The sequence below is a fragment of the Amycolatopsis australiensis genome (genome assembly GCF_900119165.1).
GTDB lineage: Bacteria > Actinomycetota > Actinomycetes > Mycobacteriales > Pseudonocardiaceae > Amycolatopsis > Amycolatopsis australiensis.
In genome coordinates this window covers 4017540-4035546 of sequence record NZ_FPJG01000006.1, presented here as the reverse complement: position 1 = coordinate 4035546, position 18007 = coordinate 4017540, and the positions used below count along the sequence as shown (strand labels likewise).

Below are 18007 nucleotides of genomic sequence, written 5' to 3'. Positions count from 1 at the left end.
CGCCGGGAAGACGGTCACGGCCGCCACGGACTGCAGCCGGACCCGATCGTTGAGGTTACCAGCCCGCTGAACTGCGCCTTCAAGCGCGGTTCAGCTCGAACGCGCGGACGACCCGGTAGCGGGTCCCGCCCGGTTCGCGCTCGCTGGTCATCAGCACCACCTCGGTGGCCGTCCAGCCGGGGCTGACGAAGCCCGAGAGCTTGTCTGTCCAACGCTCGGCGAGCGCCGGTTGTTCCCGGGGGAACCGCGCCAGCGTCAGGTGGGGCACGTACGGCCTCGCCTCGGCGCCGGCACCCGCGGCGTGCGCGAGCGGCGTCAGCTCCCCGCCGGCGGCAGTCAACCACAGCACCCCGGGGAACGTCGCGGCCTTTTCCAGCCGGACGTCGACGCTCGCACGCCCGGCCAGGCGGTCGGCGAGCCAGGCTCCGCGCGTGCCGACGTCGTCGCGGCCGTAGTAGGCGAGGGTGATGTGCCAGCGCTCCGGCGGCTCCCAGCGCAGGCCGGGGGCCGGGTCGCCGATCGCCTCGGCGACCGCCCCGGCCACGTCGTCCGGCGGCAGCAGCGCGCTGAACAGGACCGGCATCAGGAGCCGTGGCCCGCCCGGCGGAGCAGGTCGGCGATGGCCGGGAACTCGTCGTCGAGCCGCTTGGCCGCCTCGACCAGGTCCTCGTCCTCGGCCACGTCGCGGATGTAGGCGAGGACCTTCCGGTCTTCGGAGACGACCGGGATGTTGTCGCGGCCGACGGTGGGCCGCGAGTCACGCACGTCTTCGAGGGCGGCCAGCATCGCGTCGCGGTTGCCTGCGGCGACCTCGGGGACCAGGATCTTGCGCTCGAGCATGATCATCCTGGCCAGCACGACCGGGTTGCCGATCTTCGCCCGCCGCCCGCTCATCACCTGGCTGAGCATGGGGGCGCTGATTCCGAGGACCTCGGCCAGGAACGCCTGCGAAACGTCGAACGCGACGACGAGCCGGCGTACGCGGTCGCCCAGCGGCTCCCCGTACCACTCGCGCTGCAACGCGATGTTGCGCTGGACGATCTTGTGGTCCTCCACCAGTTCCGCTCCCCTAAACCCGCTTCGCCCGTTTTGCCTGCGCGCACCGTCCGTGAGCATCTTGCCATCGCGGTGACGTGCGTGAACGCGAAATCCCCTATTCGCCCCCGGCCGAGGCGCCGGGGGGCACCTCCAGTGCCTTTCTCGTCGCGGCCACGTCCTCGTCGATCTGCGCCACCAGCCCGGCCGAGTCGGCGAACCGCACCTGGTCGCGCAGCCGCGTCACGAAGTCGATGGCCACGTGCTGGCCGTAGAAGTCCTCGTCGACGTCCAGGACGAACGCCTCGACGGTCCGCTCGCGCCCGGAGAACGTCGGGTTCGTGCCCACCGAGACCGCGGCGCGCAACCGGCGTGCCGGGTCCGCCGAGCGGGTGAACCACGCGCTGTACACGCCGTCGGCCGGGACGGCGGCGAAGCGTGGCGTCGAGAGGTTCGCCGTCGGGTAGCCGAGCTCGTGGCCGCGGCCGTCACCGCGGACGACGATGCCCTCCAGGCGGTGCGGGCGGCCGAGCGCTTCGGCGGCGGCGACGACGTCACCGGCGTCGATGCACGACCGGACGTACGTGCTCGAGAAGGTGATGGCCGACTGGTCCTCTTCGGACAGTTCCTTGCCCTGCAGCTCGGCGCCGTAGGCGGCGAAGCCGAACCGGCGGCCGAGGGTGCGCAGCATCGCGACGTCACCGGCGGCCTTGGCGCCGAAGGTGAAGTTGTCGCCGACGATCACCGCGGCCGCGTGCAGCCGGTCGACCAGCACCTCGTGCACGAACTCCTCCGGCTGCAGCCGGGACAGCTCCAGGGTGAACGGCAGCACGCAGAAGACGTCGATGCCGAGGCTTTCGACGATCTCCGCCTTGCGCCGCAACGTGGTCAGCTGGGCCGGGTGGCTGCCCGGGCGCAGCACCTCCGACGGGTGCGGGTCGAAGGTCAGCATCACGCTCGGCAGCCCGCGTTCGGCCGCCGCCGCCACGGTCCGGCTGATCAGCTCCTGGTGCCCGCGGTGCACCCCGTCGAACACGCCGATGGTGACCACGCACCGGCCCCAGCCGCCGGGAAGGTCCCCCAGCCCACGCCACCGCAGCACGTCACACTCCCGTCTCTCGAGCCCACCCTAGGCGGGCAGCAACACGACCACCGCGCGGGACACGCCTTGTTCGTCGGCGGCCAGCGCGAGCACCCGGCCGTCGGGCCCGAAGAGCCCGTAGGTGCCTTCGACGCCGGCCGCGGGGATGCGCTGGCCGTGGCGGACGGCCTTCGCCGTCGCCGCGTCGAGATCGCGGCGCGGGAAGGCCGCGGCGACGGCGGCGTCGAGGTCCAGGCTCAGTTCGGGGCGCTCTTCGAGCTGGTCGAGGGTCTTGGCCCTGGCCAGGGTGAACGGGCCGACGGTGGTGCGCCGGAGGGCCTTCAGGTGGCCGCCGACGCCGAGGTCCGCGCCGAGGTCGCGGGCCAGCGCGCGGACGTAGGTGCCGGACGAGCATTCGACGACGGCGTCGACCTCGACGTGGTCCTCCTCGTGGCGGACGGCGAGGACGTCGAAGCGGTAGACGGTGACCGGGCGGGCCGGGATGACGACGTCCTCGCCGGCGCGGACCCGGGCGTAGGCGCGCTTGCCGTCGATCTTGACGGCGCTGACCGCGCTGGGCACCTGCCGGATGCCGCCGGTCAGCTTGCGCACGCCGTTCGCGATGTCTTCGTCTGTCACGTTCGCGGTGTCCGCGGTGGTGAGGACTTCGCCCTCGGCGTCGTCGGTGGTGGTGCTGCTGCCGAGGCTCAGGGTGGCCAGGTAGGTCTTGCGGTCCAGCGCCAGGTGGCCGAGCAGCTTGGTGGCGCGTTCGATGCCGAGGACCAGGACGCCGGTCGCCATCGGGTCGAGCGTGCCGGCGTGCCCGACCTTGCGGGTGCCCATGATGCGCCGGGCGCGGGCGACGACGTCGTGCGACGTCATGCCGGCGGGCTTGTCGACGATGAGCAGGCCGGGCGGCGGGGCGGGGCGGCGGGGCGGTTTGGGGCTCGACACGCGGCAACCCTAGCGGCCGCCGGTCGTGGGTCGATCAGGCCGCTCGCCGCCGCCAGGATGGGGGTGTGACGGAGATCGAAGTCCGGGCCGCCCGGCCGGGCGAGCTGGCCGCGGTCGCCGAGCTGCGGTGGCGCTGGGTGACCGAGCAGGACGGCCCGCCCGGCGACGACCGGGCGGAGTTCGTCCGCGAGTTCACCCGATGGGCGCGTGCCCACGCCGAGAGCCACCGCTGCCTGGTCCTGGTCCGCGACGACCGGGTGATCGGGATGGCGTTCCTGGCGATCACCCCGCGCGTGCCGACGCCGGCGGCGTTCACCCGCGCCGCGGGCGACGTGCAGAGCGTGTACGTGGTGCCGGAGGCCCGCGACAGCGGGCTCGGCGGCCGGCTCATCGACGGGTCCTTCGCCTGGCGGCCGAGCTGGGGCTGGAGCGCGTCACGGTGCATTCGTCGACCCGGGCGGTGCGGGCGTACGAGCGACGGGGGTTCGCGGCGGCGCGGCAGCTGCTGCAGGCGCAGGTCAGGCGGCCACGATCGGCGTCTCGGGCAGGGCGGCGTCCCAGCGGCGGCGCGTGATGCGGACCGGCAGTTCCTCGCCGCGGGCCGCCGCCAGGAACAGGTGGGCCCGGGTGCGGCGCCACCACACCAGCATGCGGAACGTGCCCAGCGCCAGGATCGCCACGATCGCCAGCAGTGAGATGCGGAAGTTGCCGCCCGTCCACTGCAGGAGGACGCCGACGCCGAGCGCCGCGATGGTCGTCGCCACGAAGCCGCCGACGTTCACCACCCCCGTCGCCGTGCCGACGCGGCTCAACGGGTTGTAATCGCGGGCCAGTGCGAAGCCGATCATCGATGCCGGGCCGCCCAGGGCGAGGAACGCGAACGCCGGCACCAGCAGCGGGAGCGGGACCCGGCCCGGCCAGCTCAGCAGCACCGCCCAGACCAGCGCCGCCCCGCCGATGTAGCCGCCGACCAGCGGCATCCGCGTCGACGGGTGGCGGCCGATCACGCTGCCGAGCAGCGGGCCGCCCGCCATCGACCCGAACACGAACACCGTCAGCAGCGCGCTCGCCGTCGCCTTCGACTGCCCCTGGCCCTGGACCAGCCACGGGACGCCCCACAGCAGCGTCAGGGCGTTCGGGGCGAACATCGTGCTGAAGTGGACCCAGAAGCCCAGGCGCGTCCCGGGCGTCCGCCAGGCCTCGGCGACCTGGTGGGCGAGCTCGCGCGGGCGGACCGCTTCGCGGACCGGCAGCGGCTCGCCGGCCGGGACGTCGTGGACCCGCAACGCCACAACCAGCGTGTACAGGACCGTGACGGCGCCGACGGCGAGGAACGTCGGCGTCCAGCCGGAGGCGTCGAGCAGCAGCGCCAGCGGGACGGTGGCCGCGAGGTTGCCGATGTAGCCGACGGCCGCGGTGAACGACGTCAGCAGCGCGTACTGGCGGCCCGGGAAGTGGGCCGCGACCAGGCGCAGCACGCTGACGAACGTCAGTGCGTCGCCGAGGCCGAGCACGCCGCGGGCGAGCAGGCCGAGGCCGTAGGAGTGGGCGACGCCGAGGAGGAGCTGCCCGGCGCCGAGGACCAGCACGGCCACCGTGAGGACGCGGCGCGGGCCGTAGCGGTCGACCAGGACACCGGTCGGGATCTGCATCGCGGCGTAGACGCCGACCTGCAGGACGGTGAAGGTGCCGAGCGCGGCCGCGCCGACGCCGAAGCGTTCGGCCGCCTGCAGCCCGGCGACGCCGAAGGAGGTGCGGTGGAACACCGCGAGGAGGTAGACGGTGACGGCGGCGAGCCAGATGAGCCAGGACCGGGCGGTGGCGCGGCCGGTGGCGGGCGGCACAAGTTCCTCCAGGGTTTCGGCGTGCGGGGTCGGGCGGACGCCTGCGCTGCCGTCCCGACCAGTTGTAGCGCCTAAGCAACGACGAAACATAGCCGTGACCCGGGTGGTTTTCACCACAGGTAACCGGCATCACGCGTGCCCGCGGGGTCAGGCGGGGCGGATCGCGCCGGTCACCGCCCAGTTGCCCGAGCGCCAGCGGGCCAGCACCGCCGCCAGGCGCAAGACCATGAACAGGGACAGGCCGGTCCAGATGCCCGTCAGGCCCCAACCGAAGCCCAGCGACGCCCAGATCAGCGGCAGGAAGCCCAGCGCCGCGCTGCCGAGGGTCGCGTTGCGGAGGAACGCCGCGTCGCCCGCGCCCAGCAGCACGCCGTCCAGGGCGAAGACCACTCCCGCGATCGGCTGCAGGGCCACGAAGAACCACCACGCGTGCGGGATCTGCCCCAGTACACCCGGGTCGGACGTGAACGCGTGCGGCAGCACCCACGACAACGCCGCGAACAGCACGCACAGGAAGCAGCCCAGCAGCAGCCCGTACGCGGTGATCTGCGCGGCCACCCCGCGCGCCTGCCGGGCCGAGCCCGCCCCGAGCGCGGCCCCCACCAGCGACTGCGCGGCGATCGCCACCGAGTCGAGCACCAGCGCCAGGAACGTCCACAGCTGCAGCACCACCTGGTGGGCGCCGACCGCCTCGGTCGACGTCCGGGCCGCCACGGCCGCCGCCGAGACGAAGCACGCCTGGAACGCCAGGCTGCGCAGGACCAGGTCGCGGCCGAGCCCCAGCTGCGCGCGCATCACCGTGAAGTCCGGCCGCAGGCCGGTCTTCTCGCGCACCAGCGCGGCGAAGAACAGCGACGCCGAGATCACCTGCGCGACGACGTTCGCGATCGCCGAGCCCTCCAGCCCGAGCCCGGCCGAGTAGACCAGCACCGGGCACAGCACGGCCGAAATCCCGTTGCCCGCCAGCACGTACCGCAACGGCTTCGCGGCGTCCTGCACGCCGCGCATCCAGCCGTTGCCCGCCATGGTCACGAGGATCAGCGGTGCGCCGAACAGCGCGATCCGCAGCCAGGACACCGCCGCGGCCGCGATCTCGTCGCTGCCCGACAGCGCCCGCGCGATCGGCCAGGCCAGCAGCTGCCCCGCGACCAGCACGAAGAGCCCGACGAGCAGCGCCAGCCACGTCGCCTGCACGCCCTCGCGGACCGCGTCGGCCCGGCGGCCGGCGCCGTGCAGCCGGGCCGTGCGGGACGTCGTGCCGTACGACAGGAACGTCAGCTGGCTCGACACCTGGGCCAGCACGACGCCGCCGAGCGCGAGCCCGGCCAGCGGCAGCGCGCCCAGGTGGCCGACCACCGCCGTGTCGACCAGCACGTACAGCGGCTCGGCGGCCAGCACCCCGAGCGCGGGCACGGCCAGGCCCAGCACGCGCTTCGCCGGGACCCGCTCGATCTCCTCCACATTCGCCACGAACCGGACTCTAACCGCCGCCACCGACAGTTCCGGCCCGCGGGAACCCGGGCCTGGTCACAGCAGCGGCGCGCGCTCCAGCGCGGCGCGCAGGCCGGCCAGCACCTCCGAAGCGGTGCCGGCGATCGTGCAGCCCGCGGCCTGCCGGTGCCCGCCGCCGCCGAACCCGGCCGCCACCACCGAGACGTCGACGCCCTTGCTGCGCAAGGAGATCTGCCACTGCCCCGGGTTCGCCAGGTCCTGCTTCAGCACCGCCGCGACCGCGGCCTCGCGCACCGACCGGACGACGTCGATCACCGACTCGACCTCTTCGGCGCGCACCGTCCGCGCCGCGTCGGCCCGGACCACCGCGTGCACGAACCCCTTGCCCCGCGCGGCTTCCGGCTCCAGCTCGGCTTCGCGCAGCACCGACGACAGCATCGGCAGCCACGCGAACGGCCGCTCGTCGACGATCCGCCGCACCACGGCTTCGGCGTCGACGCCCGCCTCCAGCAGCCGCGCCGCCATCCGGTGCGTCTCCGGGCTCGCCCGGCGGAAGCCGCTCGTGTCGGTGACGATCCCGGCGTAGATGCCACGCGCGATCGGCTCGTCCAGTTCGGCGCCCATCGCCTCGAGGATCCGGAACACGAGGACCGCGCTGGCCTCGGCGCTCTCGTCGACCACGTTGCAGGTGCCGTAGCGGGTGTTGGTCGCGTGGTGGTCGATCACCAGCACCGCGCCGGCCGGCTCGACGCGCCCGGCGAGCCGGCCGAGCCGCTTCGGCACCGGCGTGTCGACGCAGACCAGCAGCGCATCGGTGTCCGGCAGGTCGTCCGGGTGGGTGAGCAGGCCGTCCTCGTCGAGCCAGCGCAACGTCTCGGGTGCCTCGTCGGGCTCGCCGAAGGAGACGCGCACGCGGGCACCGCGTTGCCGCAGTGCCCGGCCGAGGGCGAGCGCGCTGCCGAGGGCGTCCGCGTCCGGGCGGACGTGGCCGAGGATCGTCACGTCGGTGGCCGGCGCGAGCAGCGCGGCCGCGTCCCGGATGTCCTGCGCCGAAGTAGGGGTCACGGTGCGTCACGCTACGCTCTGCGAGATGCCTGAGTACGCGATGCTGGTCTACCCGTCGGCCAACCGGGTCTACGCCGCCTCCTCCCCCGCGCTGCTGCGCGCCGAGCTGGCGGTGTTCGGCACGGGCCTGGCGGCCGAGCTGTCCGCGATCGAGGAGGCCGAGCTGGGCGGCGTCGGCTACGTGCGGTTCACCAGTTCGGTGCCGCTGGCCGAGCGCGACCTCGCCGTCCTGTCGAACCTGTCGTCGCTGTATGCGCTGTTCGAGCTGGGTGACGGCGTCCTCCGTCCGGTGCCGGTGACACCGCTGGCCAAGGCCGACTCGGACCTGCTGACCATCCAGAAGTACCCGGGCAAGACGAACGAGCTGTTCACCAAGCTGCTGGTGAACGTCACGCTGATGGCGACGGCGGACCCGTTCTCGGGCGGGCCGAAGTACCTGCTGGACCCGCTGTGCGGCCGCGGCACCACGCTCAACCAGGCGATGATGTACGGCCTGCACGCGACCGGCCTGGACGTCGACGCGAAGGACTTCGAGGCCTACGAGGCGTTCATCAAGACGTGGCTGCGGACCAAGCGCGTCAAGCACACGGCCGAGTCGGGGCAGCTGCGCCGCAACAAGGTGCGCCTCGGCCGCCGGCTCGACATCGAGTACGCGCTGACGAAGGAGCAGTACAAGGCGGGCGACACGCGCAAGCTCACGTACTTCAACGCCGACACGCTGACGACCGACGAAGTGCTGCGGGCCAACTCGTTCGACGTGATCGTGACCGACGCGCCCTACGGCGTGCAGCACGGCAGCCACCGCGAAGCGGGGTTGCAGCGCAGCCCGCGCGACCTGCTGGCGGCGGCCGTTCCGGTGTGGACCCGCGTGCTGCGTCCCGGCGGGGCGATCGGCATCTCGTGGAACACGACGGTGCTGCCGCGGGAGGAGCTGGTCGAGGTGCTGCGGAAGGCCGGGCTCGACGTCCGGGAAGGCGGGCCGTGGGCGGAGTTCGCCCACCGGGTGGACCAGGCCATCCTGCGTGACCTGGTCGTCGCCGTGAAACCGGCCTCCTGAGCCGGCACCGCGCCTCAGGACGCGGTCAGCTCGCCCTTGGGCGCCTGGCCGTTCTCTTCCGGCATGCCCGCCGGCGCCGGCGGTGTGCTCAGGCCGCGCTTCACCGAGTCCAGAATGGACAATCCCTGGCCGACCAGGCCCGCGGCCATCTCGCCGAGGCCGTCGGCGCCGTTGAGGATGTTGACGTTCGCGCCGGACAGGCCGCGCCCGGCTTCCTTGACGATCTGCGGCAGCTGGTCGATGAGCATCCGGTCGAGCGCGACCCGGTTGTGCGACGCGGCCGCCTCCGCCTGGATGCGCATCTTCTCCGCCTCCGCGACCGCCAGGATGCGGATCCGCTCGGCCTCGGCGTCGGCGGGCTTGATCACCTCCGCCACCAGCTGCTGCTGGCGCAGCTCGGCCTCGCGCTGGGCCAGCTCGGTACGCGCGTCGATGACCTCCTGCTGCGCCTTCGCCTGGGCGAGCGGGCCGGCCTGGGCCGCCTGCGCCTGGGCCGCTTCGACCTCGGCGCGGTACTGCGCCTGCACGATCGACGTCTGCCGGGCGTACTCCGCCTGCGTCCGCTGCGACTCCTGCTCGGCTTCCGCCGCGGTCTTGTTCGCCACGGCCTGCGCGATCTGGGCGTCCCGCTGGATGGCGGCGTTGTGCGGCGCGGCCATCGCGGCGATGTAGCCGAGCTTCATGTCGTCGATCGACTGGATCTGCAGCGCGTCGACGGTCAGCCCGATCTTGGCCATCTCCACCGCCGAGCCGTCGAGCACCTCGGTCGCGAGCTTCTGCCGTTCGGTGATGATCTCCTCGACGGTCATCGAGCCGATGATCGAGCGCAGGTGCCCGGCGAAGATCCGGCCGGTCAGCACGGACATCTGGTCCTGGTCGGAGAGGAACCGCTGGCCGGCGTTGACGATGCTCTCGGTGTCGTTGCCGACCTTGAACGCGATCACCGCCCGCACCGTGAGGGCGATGGCCTGCTTCGTCACGCAGACCTCGGTCACCTCGGCCTCGCACATGGCGAGCGTGAGGAACCGGACCTTCCGGAAAACCGGCATGACGAACGCGCCGTGGCCGGTGACGACCCGGAACGGCGATGCGCCCTTGCTGTTCTTCCCGCCCGAGATCAGCATCGCCTCGTTGGGTGCCGGAACGCGATAACCGAACATCGCCTGTCCTTCTGCGAACACTAGGAAGTGGGTTCCGAGGCGTCCCACGCCACGACGTCGACCGTGCGCCGGCCCCGGGTGTCCACGACCAGCACGGTCGTCCCCTTCGGCAGCTCCGTGTCGGACCAGGCCAGGAAGGTTTCCAAGCCACCCCGGATCCTGATCAGCACCTCCCCGGGGCCCCGCTGCCCGCGGGTGCCGACCAGGAGGACTCCGGTGCGGCCGGACGGGGAGAGATCGGAGTGCACCTGCCGACCTCCCTCGGTGGCCGCCTCGACGCGGGTTCACCCCCGCTCACCCCATTGTGCTCCCGGCGCGGGCGGCCGGGAGGCATTGTGAGGTTCCGATCAGGAGGCAACCGGACGTGACGTCCGGGCGTACGGGCGACGGCTATACTCCGGAGCGTGACCGTCGAGGACCGCCCGCTGCGCGCCGATGCCCGGCGCAACCGGGAGGCGCTGGTCGCCGCCGCGCGGGAAGTGTTCGGCGTCAAGGGGATCGATGCCCCGCTCGACGAGATCGCGCGGCGGGCCGAGGTCGCCATCGGCACCCTCTACAACCGGTTCCCGACGCGGGCGGACCTCGTCGAAGCCGCCTTCCTGCCGGTGCTGGAGAAAGCCCGGGTGGTCGCTGACGAAGCTCTCGCGTGCGCGGACCCCTGGGAAGGCTTCGTGTTGTTCCTCGAGCGCTTGGTGCGCATGCAGGTCACCGACCGCGGCTTCATGCAGGTGTGCTCGCGGGCGTTCGATCCCGGCTCCGGAGTGGGAAAAGTCAAGCAGGACAACGCGTCCCGGATCGAGCGGCTCATCGCCCGCGCCCGCGAGACCGGGGCGTTGCGCGCGGACTTCCGCGGCGAGGACCTGGCGATCGTGTTCGCCGCGGCGACCGCCACGCCGGACTGGCGGCGCGGGCTCGCCGTCGTGCTCGAGGGCCTACGCTCGCGGGCATGACCTGGCTCGCGGACACCCGCACGTCCTACGACACGGTGGCGGAAAGCTACGCCGAGTTCGTCTCGGACGCCCTCGAGAAGCAGCCGTACCTGCGGGCGGCGCTCACGCTGTTCGCCTCGCAGGTCGACGGGCCGGTGGCGGACGTCGGCTGCGGGCCGGGCCATTTCACGGCGTACCTCGCTTCGCTGGGCGTCGACGCGTCCGGCATCGACCTCTCCCCGGCGATGATCGGCCTGGCCCGGCGGGCCCACCCGGACCTGCGGTTCGAAGTGGGCTCGATGACGGACCTGCCGCGGCCGGACGCGTCAGTGGCCGGCGTGCTGGCGTCCTGGTCGCTGATCCACATCCCCGACGACGACGTCCCCGGCGTGCTCGGGCACTTCCGGCGCGTGCTGCGGCCCGGCGGCCTGCTGATGATCGGCTACCACGTCGGCGCCGGCACGCGGCTGAAGACCGAAGGCTACGGCGGGCACCCGATGCGGGTCCACATCCACCTGCGGCAGCCGTGGTGGCTGGCGCGGCACGTCCGGAAGGCCGGGTTCACGATCGACGCCGAATGGCTGCTCGACCCGGAAAACAAGACGCCGCAAGCGATCCTGTTCGCGTCGGCCTGAGGCGGCGTCACGAGCCGCGATCTCGCGCAGCCGGCCGGCCGTCGAGGCGCGTCACGCCAGGCGCGGGCCGACGAACTTCAGGACTTCCGGCAGGATCCCGCGCCAGTACCCGTCTTCGTGCTTGCCCGGCGTGAACCGGGCCACCGCCGGGTTCACCGCCTGCACGAGCTTGCGATCGGCGCCGAGGAACGGATCCGCGTCGCCGCACCAGACTCCCACGGCTGCCGGGAGCAGGGTTTCGGTGTGCAGCAACGGTTCCTCCGCGCGCCAGTTCGCCTCGTCCGCGAACACCTTGCGGGAGCGGGCGTCCGGCCAGCTGACGAACAGCGCCGCGCTCGCCGTGGCCACCGCCTTCAGGTCCGGGTGCGCGCGGGCGTACCGCAGTGCGCCGAAGCCGCCCATCGAGATGCCGAACACGCCCGCTGCCGGGCGCAGGTCGCGGGCCGTCAGCCAGCCCGGGACCTCGTCGGTGAGCATGCGCTGCGGATCGTCGCCGTCGCCCGTCTCGACCCAGTAGTGGTCGCCGTCCACGGCCGCCACCGCGAACGGAGGCGTGCCCGCCCGGACGGCCGCGGTCAGCAGGTCAGGGACGCCCAGTTCGAGGAACGTGCGGGCCCGGGCGCCTCGGCCGTGCAGGGCCAGGCACACCGGCAACCCCCCGGCCGGGACGCCGGCCGGGGTGATCAGCACCAAGTCGACGTCCGTGCCGCGGGCGGCCGACCGCATGCGCTGGACCGTCACCGGGTCACGCAACGCCGACGGCCGGGTCGGCGCCGGTACCGCGGGCGGCCCCGGCGGCGGACCGGAGGGCGCGGACGAGCAGCCCGCCAGCAGCGCCAGAACGCCGCCGGCGAGGACACCGCGCCGGGAGAGCACGGGCTTCAGCCCCGGCTCTCCTCCTCGGCGAACTCGTCGTCCTCTGCCGTTTCGCGCGGCGGCTTGTACGGGTCGGCGTCACCCGCGTGCTGGGCCCCGGTCGCGCGGCGCGCGACCTCCGCGTCGGCCTCACGGGCCTTGGCGAGGAGGTCTTCGATCCGCTTCGACTCTTCGGGGATCGTGTCGGCGACGAACGTCAGCGTCGGCGTGTAGCGGACGCCGGTGCCCTGCCCGACCTTGGTGCGCAGCACGCCGCGCGCCGATTCGAGCGCGGCGGCGGCGCCGGCGAAGTCCGGGACGGAGTCCAGCTTCTCGCCCAGCACCGTGTAGTACACCGTGGCGTCGTGCAGGTCGCCCGTGACCTTCGTGTCCGTGATGGTCACGTAGTCCAGGCGCGGGTCCTTGACCTCGTGCTCGATCGCCGACGCGACGATCTGCGAGATCCGCTTGGCGAGCTTGCGAGCCCGAGCAGGATCGGCCATGTCTTCTCCTAGATCAGTCTTCGGGACCGAGCAGCCGGCGGCGCGCGGAGAGCAGCTCGAACTCCGGCCTGCTCGCCACGTACCGCTCACACGAGTCGAGCACGTCCCGGACGTGCTCGCCACCTTCGGCCACCACGGCCACCCCGATGAGGGTGCGCCGGTGCAGGTCGGTGTGGCCGGCCTCGGCCACCGACACGGCGAAGCGCTTGCGCACCTCGGCCAGCACCGGCCGGACCAGGGACCGCTTCTGCTTCAGCGAATGAACGTCGCCGAGCAGGATGTCGAGCTCGAGAGCTCCGACGTACATAGGCAGTTTTGGTGGTGTAGTAGGGATGGGCCGGGTGCGTGCGGGAATCCCGCACGCACCCGGCCCCGAGCACTACGCGCGCGGCTTCTCGCGCTGCTCGTAGGTCTCGATCACGTCGTCGACCTTGATGTCGCTGTACGAGCCCAGCGTCAGACCGCACTCGTACCCTTCGCGGACCTCGACCACGTCGTCCTTGAACCGCCGCAGCGAGCTGATCGGCAGGTTCTCCGCCACGACGGTGCCGTCGCGGAGCAGACGGGCCCGGGCGTTGCGCCGGATCTCGCCGGACATGACCAGGCAACCCGCGATCGTGCCGATCTTGGAGGACTTGAAGACCTCGCGGACCTCGGCGCGGCCCAGCTCGACCTCTTCGTACTCCGGCTTGAGCATGCCCTTGAGGGCCTGCTCGATCTCGTCGATCGCCTGGTAGATGACCGTGTAGTACCGGACGTCGACGCCCTCGCGGGTGGCCCGCTCGGTCGCCTTGCCCTGGGCACGGACGTTGAACCCGAGGACGATCGCGTCGGACGCGGTCGCCAGGTCGATGTCCGACTCGGTCACGCCACCGACACCGCGGTGCACCACGTTCAGCTCGACGTCGTCGCCGACGTCCAGCTGCAGCAGCGATGCCTCCAGGGCCTCGACCGTACCCGAGTTGTCACCCTTGATGATCAGGTTGAGGCTGTTCGTCTCCTTCAAGGCGGAGTCGAGGTCCTCGAGGCTGACCCGCTTGCGACGCGACGCGTTGAGCGCGTTGCGCGTCCGGGCCGACCGGCGCTCGGCGATCTGCCGGGCGACGCGGTCCTCGTCGACCACCAGGAAGGTGTCGCCCGCGCCCGGCACCGAGGTGAACCCGATGACCTGGACGGGCCGCGACGGCAGCGCCTCGGTGACGTCGACGTTGTGCTCGTCGACCATCCGGCGGACGCGGCCGTAGGCGTCACCCGCCACGACCGAGTCACCGACGCGCAGCGTGCCGCGCTGGACGAGGACGGTGGCCACCGGGCCGCGGCCGCGGTCGAGGTGCGCCTCGATCGCGACACCCTGGGCCTCCATGTCCGGGTTGGCCCGGAGGTCCAGCGCGGCGTCCGCGGTCAGCAGGATCGCCTCGAGCAGGCCGTCGATGTTGATGTTCTCCCGCGCGGAGATCTCCACGAACATCGTGTCGCCGCCGTACTCCTCGGCGACCAGGCCGTACTCGGTCAGCTGCTGCCGGATCTTGTCCGGGTTCGCGCCTTCCTTGTCGATCTTGTTGATCGCGACCACGATCGGGGCCTTGGCGGCCTGCGCGTGGTTGATCGCCTCGACCGTCTGCGGCATCACACCGTCGTCGGCCGCCACCACGATCACCGCGATGTCGGTCGAGTTCGCACCACGGGCACGCATGGCGGTGAACGCCTCGTGACCCGGGGTGTCGATGAAGGTGATCAGCCGCGGGGTGCCGTCGAGCTCGGTCTCGATCTGGTACGCACCGATGTGCTGCGTGATGCCGCCGGCCTCGCTCTCGCGGACCTTCGTCTTCCGGATCGTGTCGAGCAGGCGGGTCTTACCGTGGTCGACGTGACCCATGATGGTCACGACCGGCGGCCGGACCTGCAGGTCCTCCTCGCCACCCTCGTCCTCACCGTAGGTGATGTCGAAGGTCTCCAGCAGCTCGCGGTCCTCCTCCTCGGGGCTGACGACCTGAACGTTGTAGTTCATTTCGCCGCCGAGCAGCTCGAGGATGTCGTCCGACACGGACTGCGTCGCGGTGACCATCTCGCCGAGGTGGAAGAGCACCTGCACCAGCGAAGCCGGGTTGGCGTCGATCTTCTCGGCGAAGTCGGTCAGCGAGGCACCGCGCGGCAGCCGGATCGTCTCGCCCTGGCCCTTGGGCAGGCGGACGCCGCCGACGCTGGGCGCCTGCATGTTGTCCATGTACTCCTGGCGCTTCTGCCGCTTCGACTTGCGGCCCTTGCGCGAGGGACCACCCGGGCGTCCGAAGGCACCCGCGGTACCGCCACGGCCACCGGGGCCGCCACGGCCGCCGCCGCCACCGCGGAAGCCGCCGCCACCGGCCGGGGCACCCGTGCCGCCGCCCGGGCGGAAGCCGCCACCGCCGCCACCGCCACCGGGACCGCCGCGGAAGCCACCGCCACCGCCGCCGCCACCGGGACCGCCGCGGAAACCGCCGCCGCCACCGGGACGGCCGCCGCCACCGGGACCGCCACGGGCGCCGCCACCGGGACCACCGCGGGCGCCGCCACCGGGACCGGCGGGACGCTGCGTGCGGCCCGGCATCATGCCGGGGTTCGGCCGCGGGGGCATGTTGCCCGGGCTCGGCCGGTTGCCGCCGGCGCCGCCGCCGGGCCGCGGGGCCGGACGGTCACCGCCGCCCTGACCGCCACCGGGACGCGGCGGGCGGTTGTCGCCGCCCTGACCGCCACCGGGGCGCGGGGCCTGCGGACGCGGAGCCGGGGCGCCGGAACCGACGCCGAACGGGTTGTTGCCGACCCGCGGGGTGCGCGGACCGGGCTTGGGACCGCCGGGCTTGGGGCCCTGCGGCTTCGGCGGGACGACCGAGCCGGTGCCCTGCGCGGGCGCGGCCGGGGTGTCCTGCTTGGGTGCGGCAGGCGCTTCGGCCTTGGCGGCCGGTACCTGCTCCTGGGGTGCGGGCGCGGCGGGCTGCTGGCGCGGGCCGGGCCGCGGGCCGGGACGCTGCCCCGGGGTGGCCGGCTTCGCCGCCGCGGGCGCCTGCTGCTGGGGTGCGGCCGGAGCCGGAGCGGGCGCCGCCTGGGCCGCCGGTGCCTGCTGCTGGGCAGGTGCGGGGGGCTTCGGGGCGGCGGGTCCGGGCTTGGCGGCCGGCGGACCGGGGCGCGCCGACGGGCCGGGGGTGGGCTTCTTGGCGCCCTTGGGGGCATACGCGTCGCGGAGACGGCGGGCGACGGGCGCCTCGACCGTGGATGACGCGGACTTGACGAACTCGCCCTGTTCCTTCAACTTCGCGAGAACGTCCTTGCTGGTGATGCCGAGCTCCTTCGCGAGCTCGTGTACGCGGGCCTTGCCTGGCACAACTCTCCTCATCTAGGGGAGGCCAGGCGGAAAACCCGCTGACCTCGTCCTTATTGTCTGACGCTCATGGCTTCAGCTTCACGGCTGACTCATGACGGGTCGACCTGCTTCCTTCGTTCCTCGCGAACCCGGGGACGTCCCGGTTTCGTGGTGCGGGGTGGTGCGCTCGACGTGCTCGCGGACCTCGCGGGCGTCGAGCGCCCCGGGAGCCCGCAGGGCTCTCGGGAATGCTCGCCGCCGTTCGGCCTTGGCCAGGCAGTCCGGGTCGGGGTGCAGCCAAGCCCCCCGGCCCGGCAGCCGCCGACGCTCGTCGACGACCACCCGCCCGGCCACCGCGACCACGCGCAGCAGCTCACCGATCAAGGCCCGCCGCTTGCAGCCGACACAAGTCCGCACCGGGACCTTCCGGTGGGGCTGGTGCTCGGCTACCCGCCGCGGGCTTCGAACCACTCCTGAGTCTAGCGCTTCGACCTTCACTCAGCCGAACCGGTTGTCGCGGCGGGCCGCGGCGGACGGGCGTGGTCTTGATCACCCTCGTCGTCCGCCGGTGCGGCGTCGCTGCGGATGTCGATCCGCCAGCCGGTCAGGCGGGCGGCGAGGCGGGCGTTCTGGCCCTCCTTGCCGATCGCCAGCGACAGCTGGAAGTCCGGCACCACGACGCGGGCGGTCTTCGCCCGCTCGTCCACGACTCGTACCGAAACAACCTTCGCGGGCGACAGCGCATTCCCGACGAAGCGGGCCGGATCCTCGGAGTAGTCGATGATGTCGATCTTCTCGCCCGCCAACTCGCTCATCACGTTCCGCACGCGGGCGCCGACCGGGCCGATGCACGCGCCCTTGGCGTTGACGCCCGGCACGGTGGACTTGACCGCGATCTTCGTGCGGTGCCCGGCCTCCCGCGCGACGGCGGCGATCTCCACCGTGCCGTCGGCGATCTCGGGCACCTCGAGCGCGAACAGCTTGCGCACCAGGTTCGGGTGCGTGCGCGAGAGCGTGATCTGCGGGCCGCGGTTGCTGCGCGACACGGTGACCACGTAGGCCTTGATCCGGCTGCCGTGCTCGTAGGACTCCCCCGGCACCTGCTCGCCGGCGGGCAGCACGCCCTCGGTGTCACCCACCTGGACCACGACCATGCCGCGGGCGTTCGCGCGGGCGTCGCGCTGGATGACGCCGGCGACGATCTCGCCCTCCTTGGTGGAGAACTCGCCGAAGGTCTTCTCGTGCTCGGCGTCGCGCAGCCGCTGCAGGATGACCTGGCGCGCGGTGGTGGCGGCGATCCGGCCGAAGCCCTCTGGCGTGTCGTCCCACTCCTCGTCGACCTGGCCGTCGGGGGTCAGCGTGTGCGCGAGCACGCGCACCAGCCCGGTCTTGCGGTCGATGTCGATGCGGGCGTGCGGCTGGTGGCCTTCGGTGTGCTTGTACGCGGTGAGCAGGGCCGTCTCGATGGCCTCGATCACCGTTTCGAAGGGGATGTCCTTGTCCCGTTCGATCGCCCGCAGCGCGGCGATGTCGACGTTCACTTCGACCCCTTCTCCGTCTCGGCCTGACCGGCGCCGATCATGCCGGACGCGTCGTCTTCCAGCAGTTTCAGTTCCTCGGCGGGCGGCTGCTTGAACTCGATCTCCACGACCGCCTTCGCCACGTCGGCGTAGCGGACGTCGCGGAGCTTCCCGCCCGCGAGGACGCGGGCGGCGTCCTCGCCCGCGTGACCGACCCGGCCGACGAACGGCGCCCCTTCGGCCGGGGTGATCTTCACCAGGCGGAACCGCGCGCGCCGCCAGTGCCGGGGCTGGGTGAGCGGGCGGTCGAGGCCCGGTGAGGTGACCTCCAGCGTGTACGCGCTCGCGAGCACGTGCTCGTTTTCGTCGAGCGCCGCCGACACCTTGCGGCTGACCTCGGCGACCTCGTCCAGCCCGACCCCGTCGTCGGCGTCGACGACGACCTTGACCAGCTGACGCCGGCCGGCCTGCTGCACCTCGAACGAGTCGAGGTCGAAACCCGCGGCGGTGACGGCTTCGGCCACGATCGGCTGAAGCCGGCTGGCGAGTTCTCCTGGCACGTGGGGCTCTCCTGTCTCGG

At 72.7% G+C, this 18007-nt stretch carries 19 protein-coding genes and 1 pseudogene; 4 read left to right on the top strand and 16 right to left on the bottom strand.

The annotated features are described in order from the left end of the window. Window positions 1-79 precede the first annotated feature (79 nt). From thpR to truB, 4 genes are all read right to left on the bottom strand, one after another. Window positions 80-583, bottom strand: coding sequence for an RNA 2',3'-cyclic phosphodiesterase (thpR, locus tag BT341_RS20190; RefSeq protein ID WP_072477778.1), 504 nt, complete (start codon window positions 581-583; stop codon window positions 80-82). Beyond that, on the bottom strand, window positions 583-1056 hold the full coding sequence (locus tag BT341_RS20185; RefSeq protein ID WP_072477777.1) for a helix-turn-helix domain-containing protein: 474 nt from the start codon (window positions 1054-1056) through the stop codon (window positions 583-585). The genes thpR and BT341_RS20185 overlap by 1 nt, the downstream gene beginning before the upstream one ends. Window positions 1057-1153: 97 nt before the next feature. Next, complete coding sequence (locus BT341_RS20180) at window positions 1154-2137, bottom strand: bifunctional riboflavin kinase/FAD synthetase (RefSeq protein WP_177328862.1); 984 nt, start codon at window positions 2135-2137, stop codon at window positions 1154-1156. Between the two features lie 27 nt (window positions 2138-2164). Further along, window positions 2165-3070 (bottom strand): tRNA pseudouridine(55) synthase TruB, encoded by a 906-nt coding sequence (truB, locus tag BT341_RS20175; protein WP_072477776.1) that lies wholly within the window; start codon window positions 3068-3070, stop codon window positions 2165-2167. A 65-nt stretch (window positions 3071-3135) separates the two neighbouring features. Here truB and BT341_RS20170 point away from each other — a divergent pair. After that, window positions 3136-3644: pseudogene (locus BT341_RS20170) on the top strand (GNAT family N-acetyltransferase). On the opposite strand, the gene BT341_RS20165 reads toward BT341_RS20170, so the two are convergent. The 3 genes from BT341_RS20165 to BT341_RS20155 form a co-directional block, all read right to left on the bottom strand. Next, complete coding sequence (locus BT341_RS20165) at window positions 3589-4914, bottom strand: MFS transporter (protein WP_072477775.1); 1326 nt, start codon at window positions 4912-4914, stop codon at window positions 3589-3591. The pseudogene BT341_RS20170 and the gene BT341_RS20165 overlap by 56 nt on opposite strands. Before the next feature lie 147 nt (window positions 4915-5061). Further along, window positions 5062-6384, bottom strand: coding sequence for an MATE family efflux transporter (locus tag BT341_RS20160; RefSeq protein ID WP_072477774.1), 1323 nt, complete (start codon window positions 6382-6384; stop codon window positions 5062-5064). A 57-nt stretch (window positions 6385-6441) separates the two neighbouring features. After that, a complete protein-coding gene (locus BT341_RS20155; RefSeq protein WP_072477773.1) occupies window positions 6442-7431 on the bottom strand; it encodes a DHH family phosphoesterase in 990 nt (329 codons plus the stop codon). Window positions 7432-7456: 25 nt separating this feature from the next. Here BT341_RS20155 and BT341_RS20150 point away from each other — a divergent pair, with 25 nt between their 5' ends. Continuing rightward, window positions 7457-8488 (top strand): TRM11 family SAM-dependent methyltransferase, encoded by a 1032-nt coding sequence (locus BT341_RS20150; protein ID WP_177328861.1) that lies wholly within the window; start codon window positions 7457-7459, stop codon window positions 8486-8488. Between the two features lie 14 nt (window positions 8489-8502). Here the strand turns inward: BT341_RS20150 and BT341_RS20145 are convergent, their stop codons facing one another. Both BT341_RS20145 and BT341_RS20140 read right to left on the bottom strand, forming a co-directional pair. Further along, window positions 8503-9648 (bottom strand): SPFH domain-containing protein, encoded by a 1146-nt coding sequence (locus BT341_RS20145; protein WP_072477771.1) that lies wholly within the window; start codon window positions 9646-9648, stop codon window positions 8503-8505. Between the two features lie 20 nt (window positions 9649-9668). Then, on the bottom strand, window positions 9669-9896 hold the full coding sequence (locus BT341_RS20140) for a hypothetical protein (RefSeq protein WP_072477770.1): 228 nt from the start codon (window positions 9894-9896) through the stop codon (window positions 9669-9671). A gap of 156 nt (window positions 9897-10052) precedes the next feature. Between BT341_RS20140 and BT341_RS20135 the strand changes: the two genes are divergently transcribed. After that, on the top strand, window positions 10053-10598 hold the full coding sequence (locus BT341_RS20135; protein ID WP_072477769.1) for a TetR/AcrR family transcriptional regulator: 546 nt from the start codon (window positions 10053-10055) through the stop codon (window positions 10596-10598). Beyond that, window positions 10595-11212: a class I SAM-dependent methyltransferase gene (locus BT341_RS20130; RefSeq protein ID WP_072477768.1), complete on the top strand. Its 618-nt coding sequence runs from the start codon at window positions 10595-10597 to the stop codon at window positions 11210-11212. The genes BT341_RS20135 and BT341_RS20130 overlap by 4 nt, the downstream gene beginning before the upstream one ends. A 51-nt stretch (window positions 11213-11263) precedes the next feature. Here BT341_RS20130 and BT341_RS20125 read toward each other — a convergent pair whose 3' ends face one another. The 7 genes from BT341_RS20125 to rimP form a co-directional block, all read right to left on the bottom strand. Beyond that, window positions 11264-12088 carry an alpha/beta hydrolase gene (locus BT341_RS20125; protein WP_072477767.1) on the bottom strand — a complete coding sequence of 275 codons (825 nt, stop codon included), beginning with the start codon at window positions 12086-12088 and terminating at the stop codon, window positions 11264-11266. Between the two features lie 5 nt (window positions 12089-12093). Beyond that, window positions 12094-12570 carry a 30S ribosome-binding factor RbfA gene (rbfA, locus tag BT341_RS20120; protein ID WP_072477766.1) on the bottom strand — a complete coding sequence of 159 codons (477 nt, stop codon included), beginning with the start codon at window positions 12568-12570 and terminating at the stop codon, window positions 12094-12096. Window positions 12571-12583: 13 nt separating this feature from the next. Next, a complete protein-coding gene (locus tag BT341_RS20115; RefSeq protein WP_072477765.1) occupies window positions 12584-12877 on the bottom strand; it encodes a DUF503 domain-containing protein in 294 nt (97 codons plus the stop codon). A 72-nt stretch (window positions 12878-12949) separates the two neighbouring features. Continuing rightward, window positions 12950-15928 carry a translation initiation factor IF-2 gene (infB, locus tag BT341_RS20110; protein ID WP_072477764.1) on the bottom strand — a complete coding sequence of 993 codons (2979 nt, stop codon included), beginning with the start codon at window positions 15926-15928 and terminating at the stop codon, window positions 12950-12952. A gap of 78 nt (window positions 15929-16006) precedes the next feature. After that, a complete protein-coding gene (locus tag BT341_RS20105; protein ID WP_084742942.1) occupies window positions 16007-16324 on the bottom strand; it encodes a YlxR family protein in 318 nt (105 codons plus the stop codon). A 77-nt stretch (window positions 16325-16401) separates the two neighbouring features. After that, entirely contained in the window at window positions 16402-17448 is a 1047-nt protein-coding gene (gene nusA, locus BT341_RS20100; RefSeq protein WP_072477763.1) for a transcription termination factor NusA, read from the bottom strand. Then, window positions 17445-17987, bottom strand: coding sequence for a ribosome maturation factor RimP (gene rimP / locus BT341_RS20095; RefSeq protein WP_072477762.1), 543 nt, complete (start codon window positions 17985-17987; stop codon window positions 17445-17447). The genes nusA and rimP overlap by 4 nt, the downstream gene beginning before the upstream one ends. Window positions 17988-18007 lie beyond the last annotated feature (20 nt).

What these genes read in the sequence shown, in the direction of transcription:
- rbfA (WP_072477766.1), bottom strand. Translation starts at nt 12,570, where the DNA reads ATGGCCGATCCTGCTCGGGCTCGCAAGCTCGCCAAGCGGATCTCGCAG.
- BT341_RS20130 (WP_072477768.1), top strand. Translation starts at nt 10,595, where the DNA reads ATGACCTGGCTCGCGGACACCCGCACGTCCTACGACACGGTGGCGGAA.
- BT341_RS20150 (WP_177328861.1), top strand. Translation starts at nt 7,457, where the DNA reads ATGCCTGAGTACGCGATGCTGGTCTACCCGTCGGCCAACCGGGTCTAC.
- BT341_RS20145 (WP_072477771.1), bottom strand. Translation starts at nt 9,648, where the DNA reads ATGTTCGGTTATCGCGTTCCGGCACCCAACGAGGCGATGCTGATCTCG.
- thpR (WP_072477778.1), bottom strand. Translation starts at nt 583, where the DNA reads ATGCCGGTCCTGTTCAGCGCGCTGCTGCCGCCGGACGACGTGGCCGGG.
- BT341_RS20115 (WP_072477765.1), bottom strand. Translation starts at nt 12,877, where the DNA reads ATGTACGTCGGAGCTCTCGAGCTCGACATCCTGCTCGGCGACGTTCAT.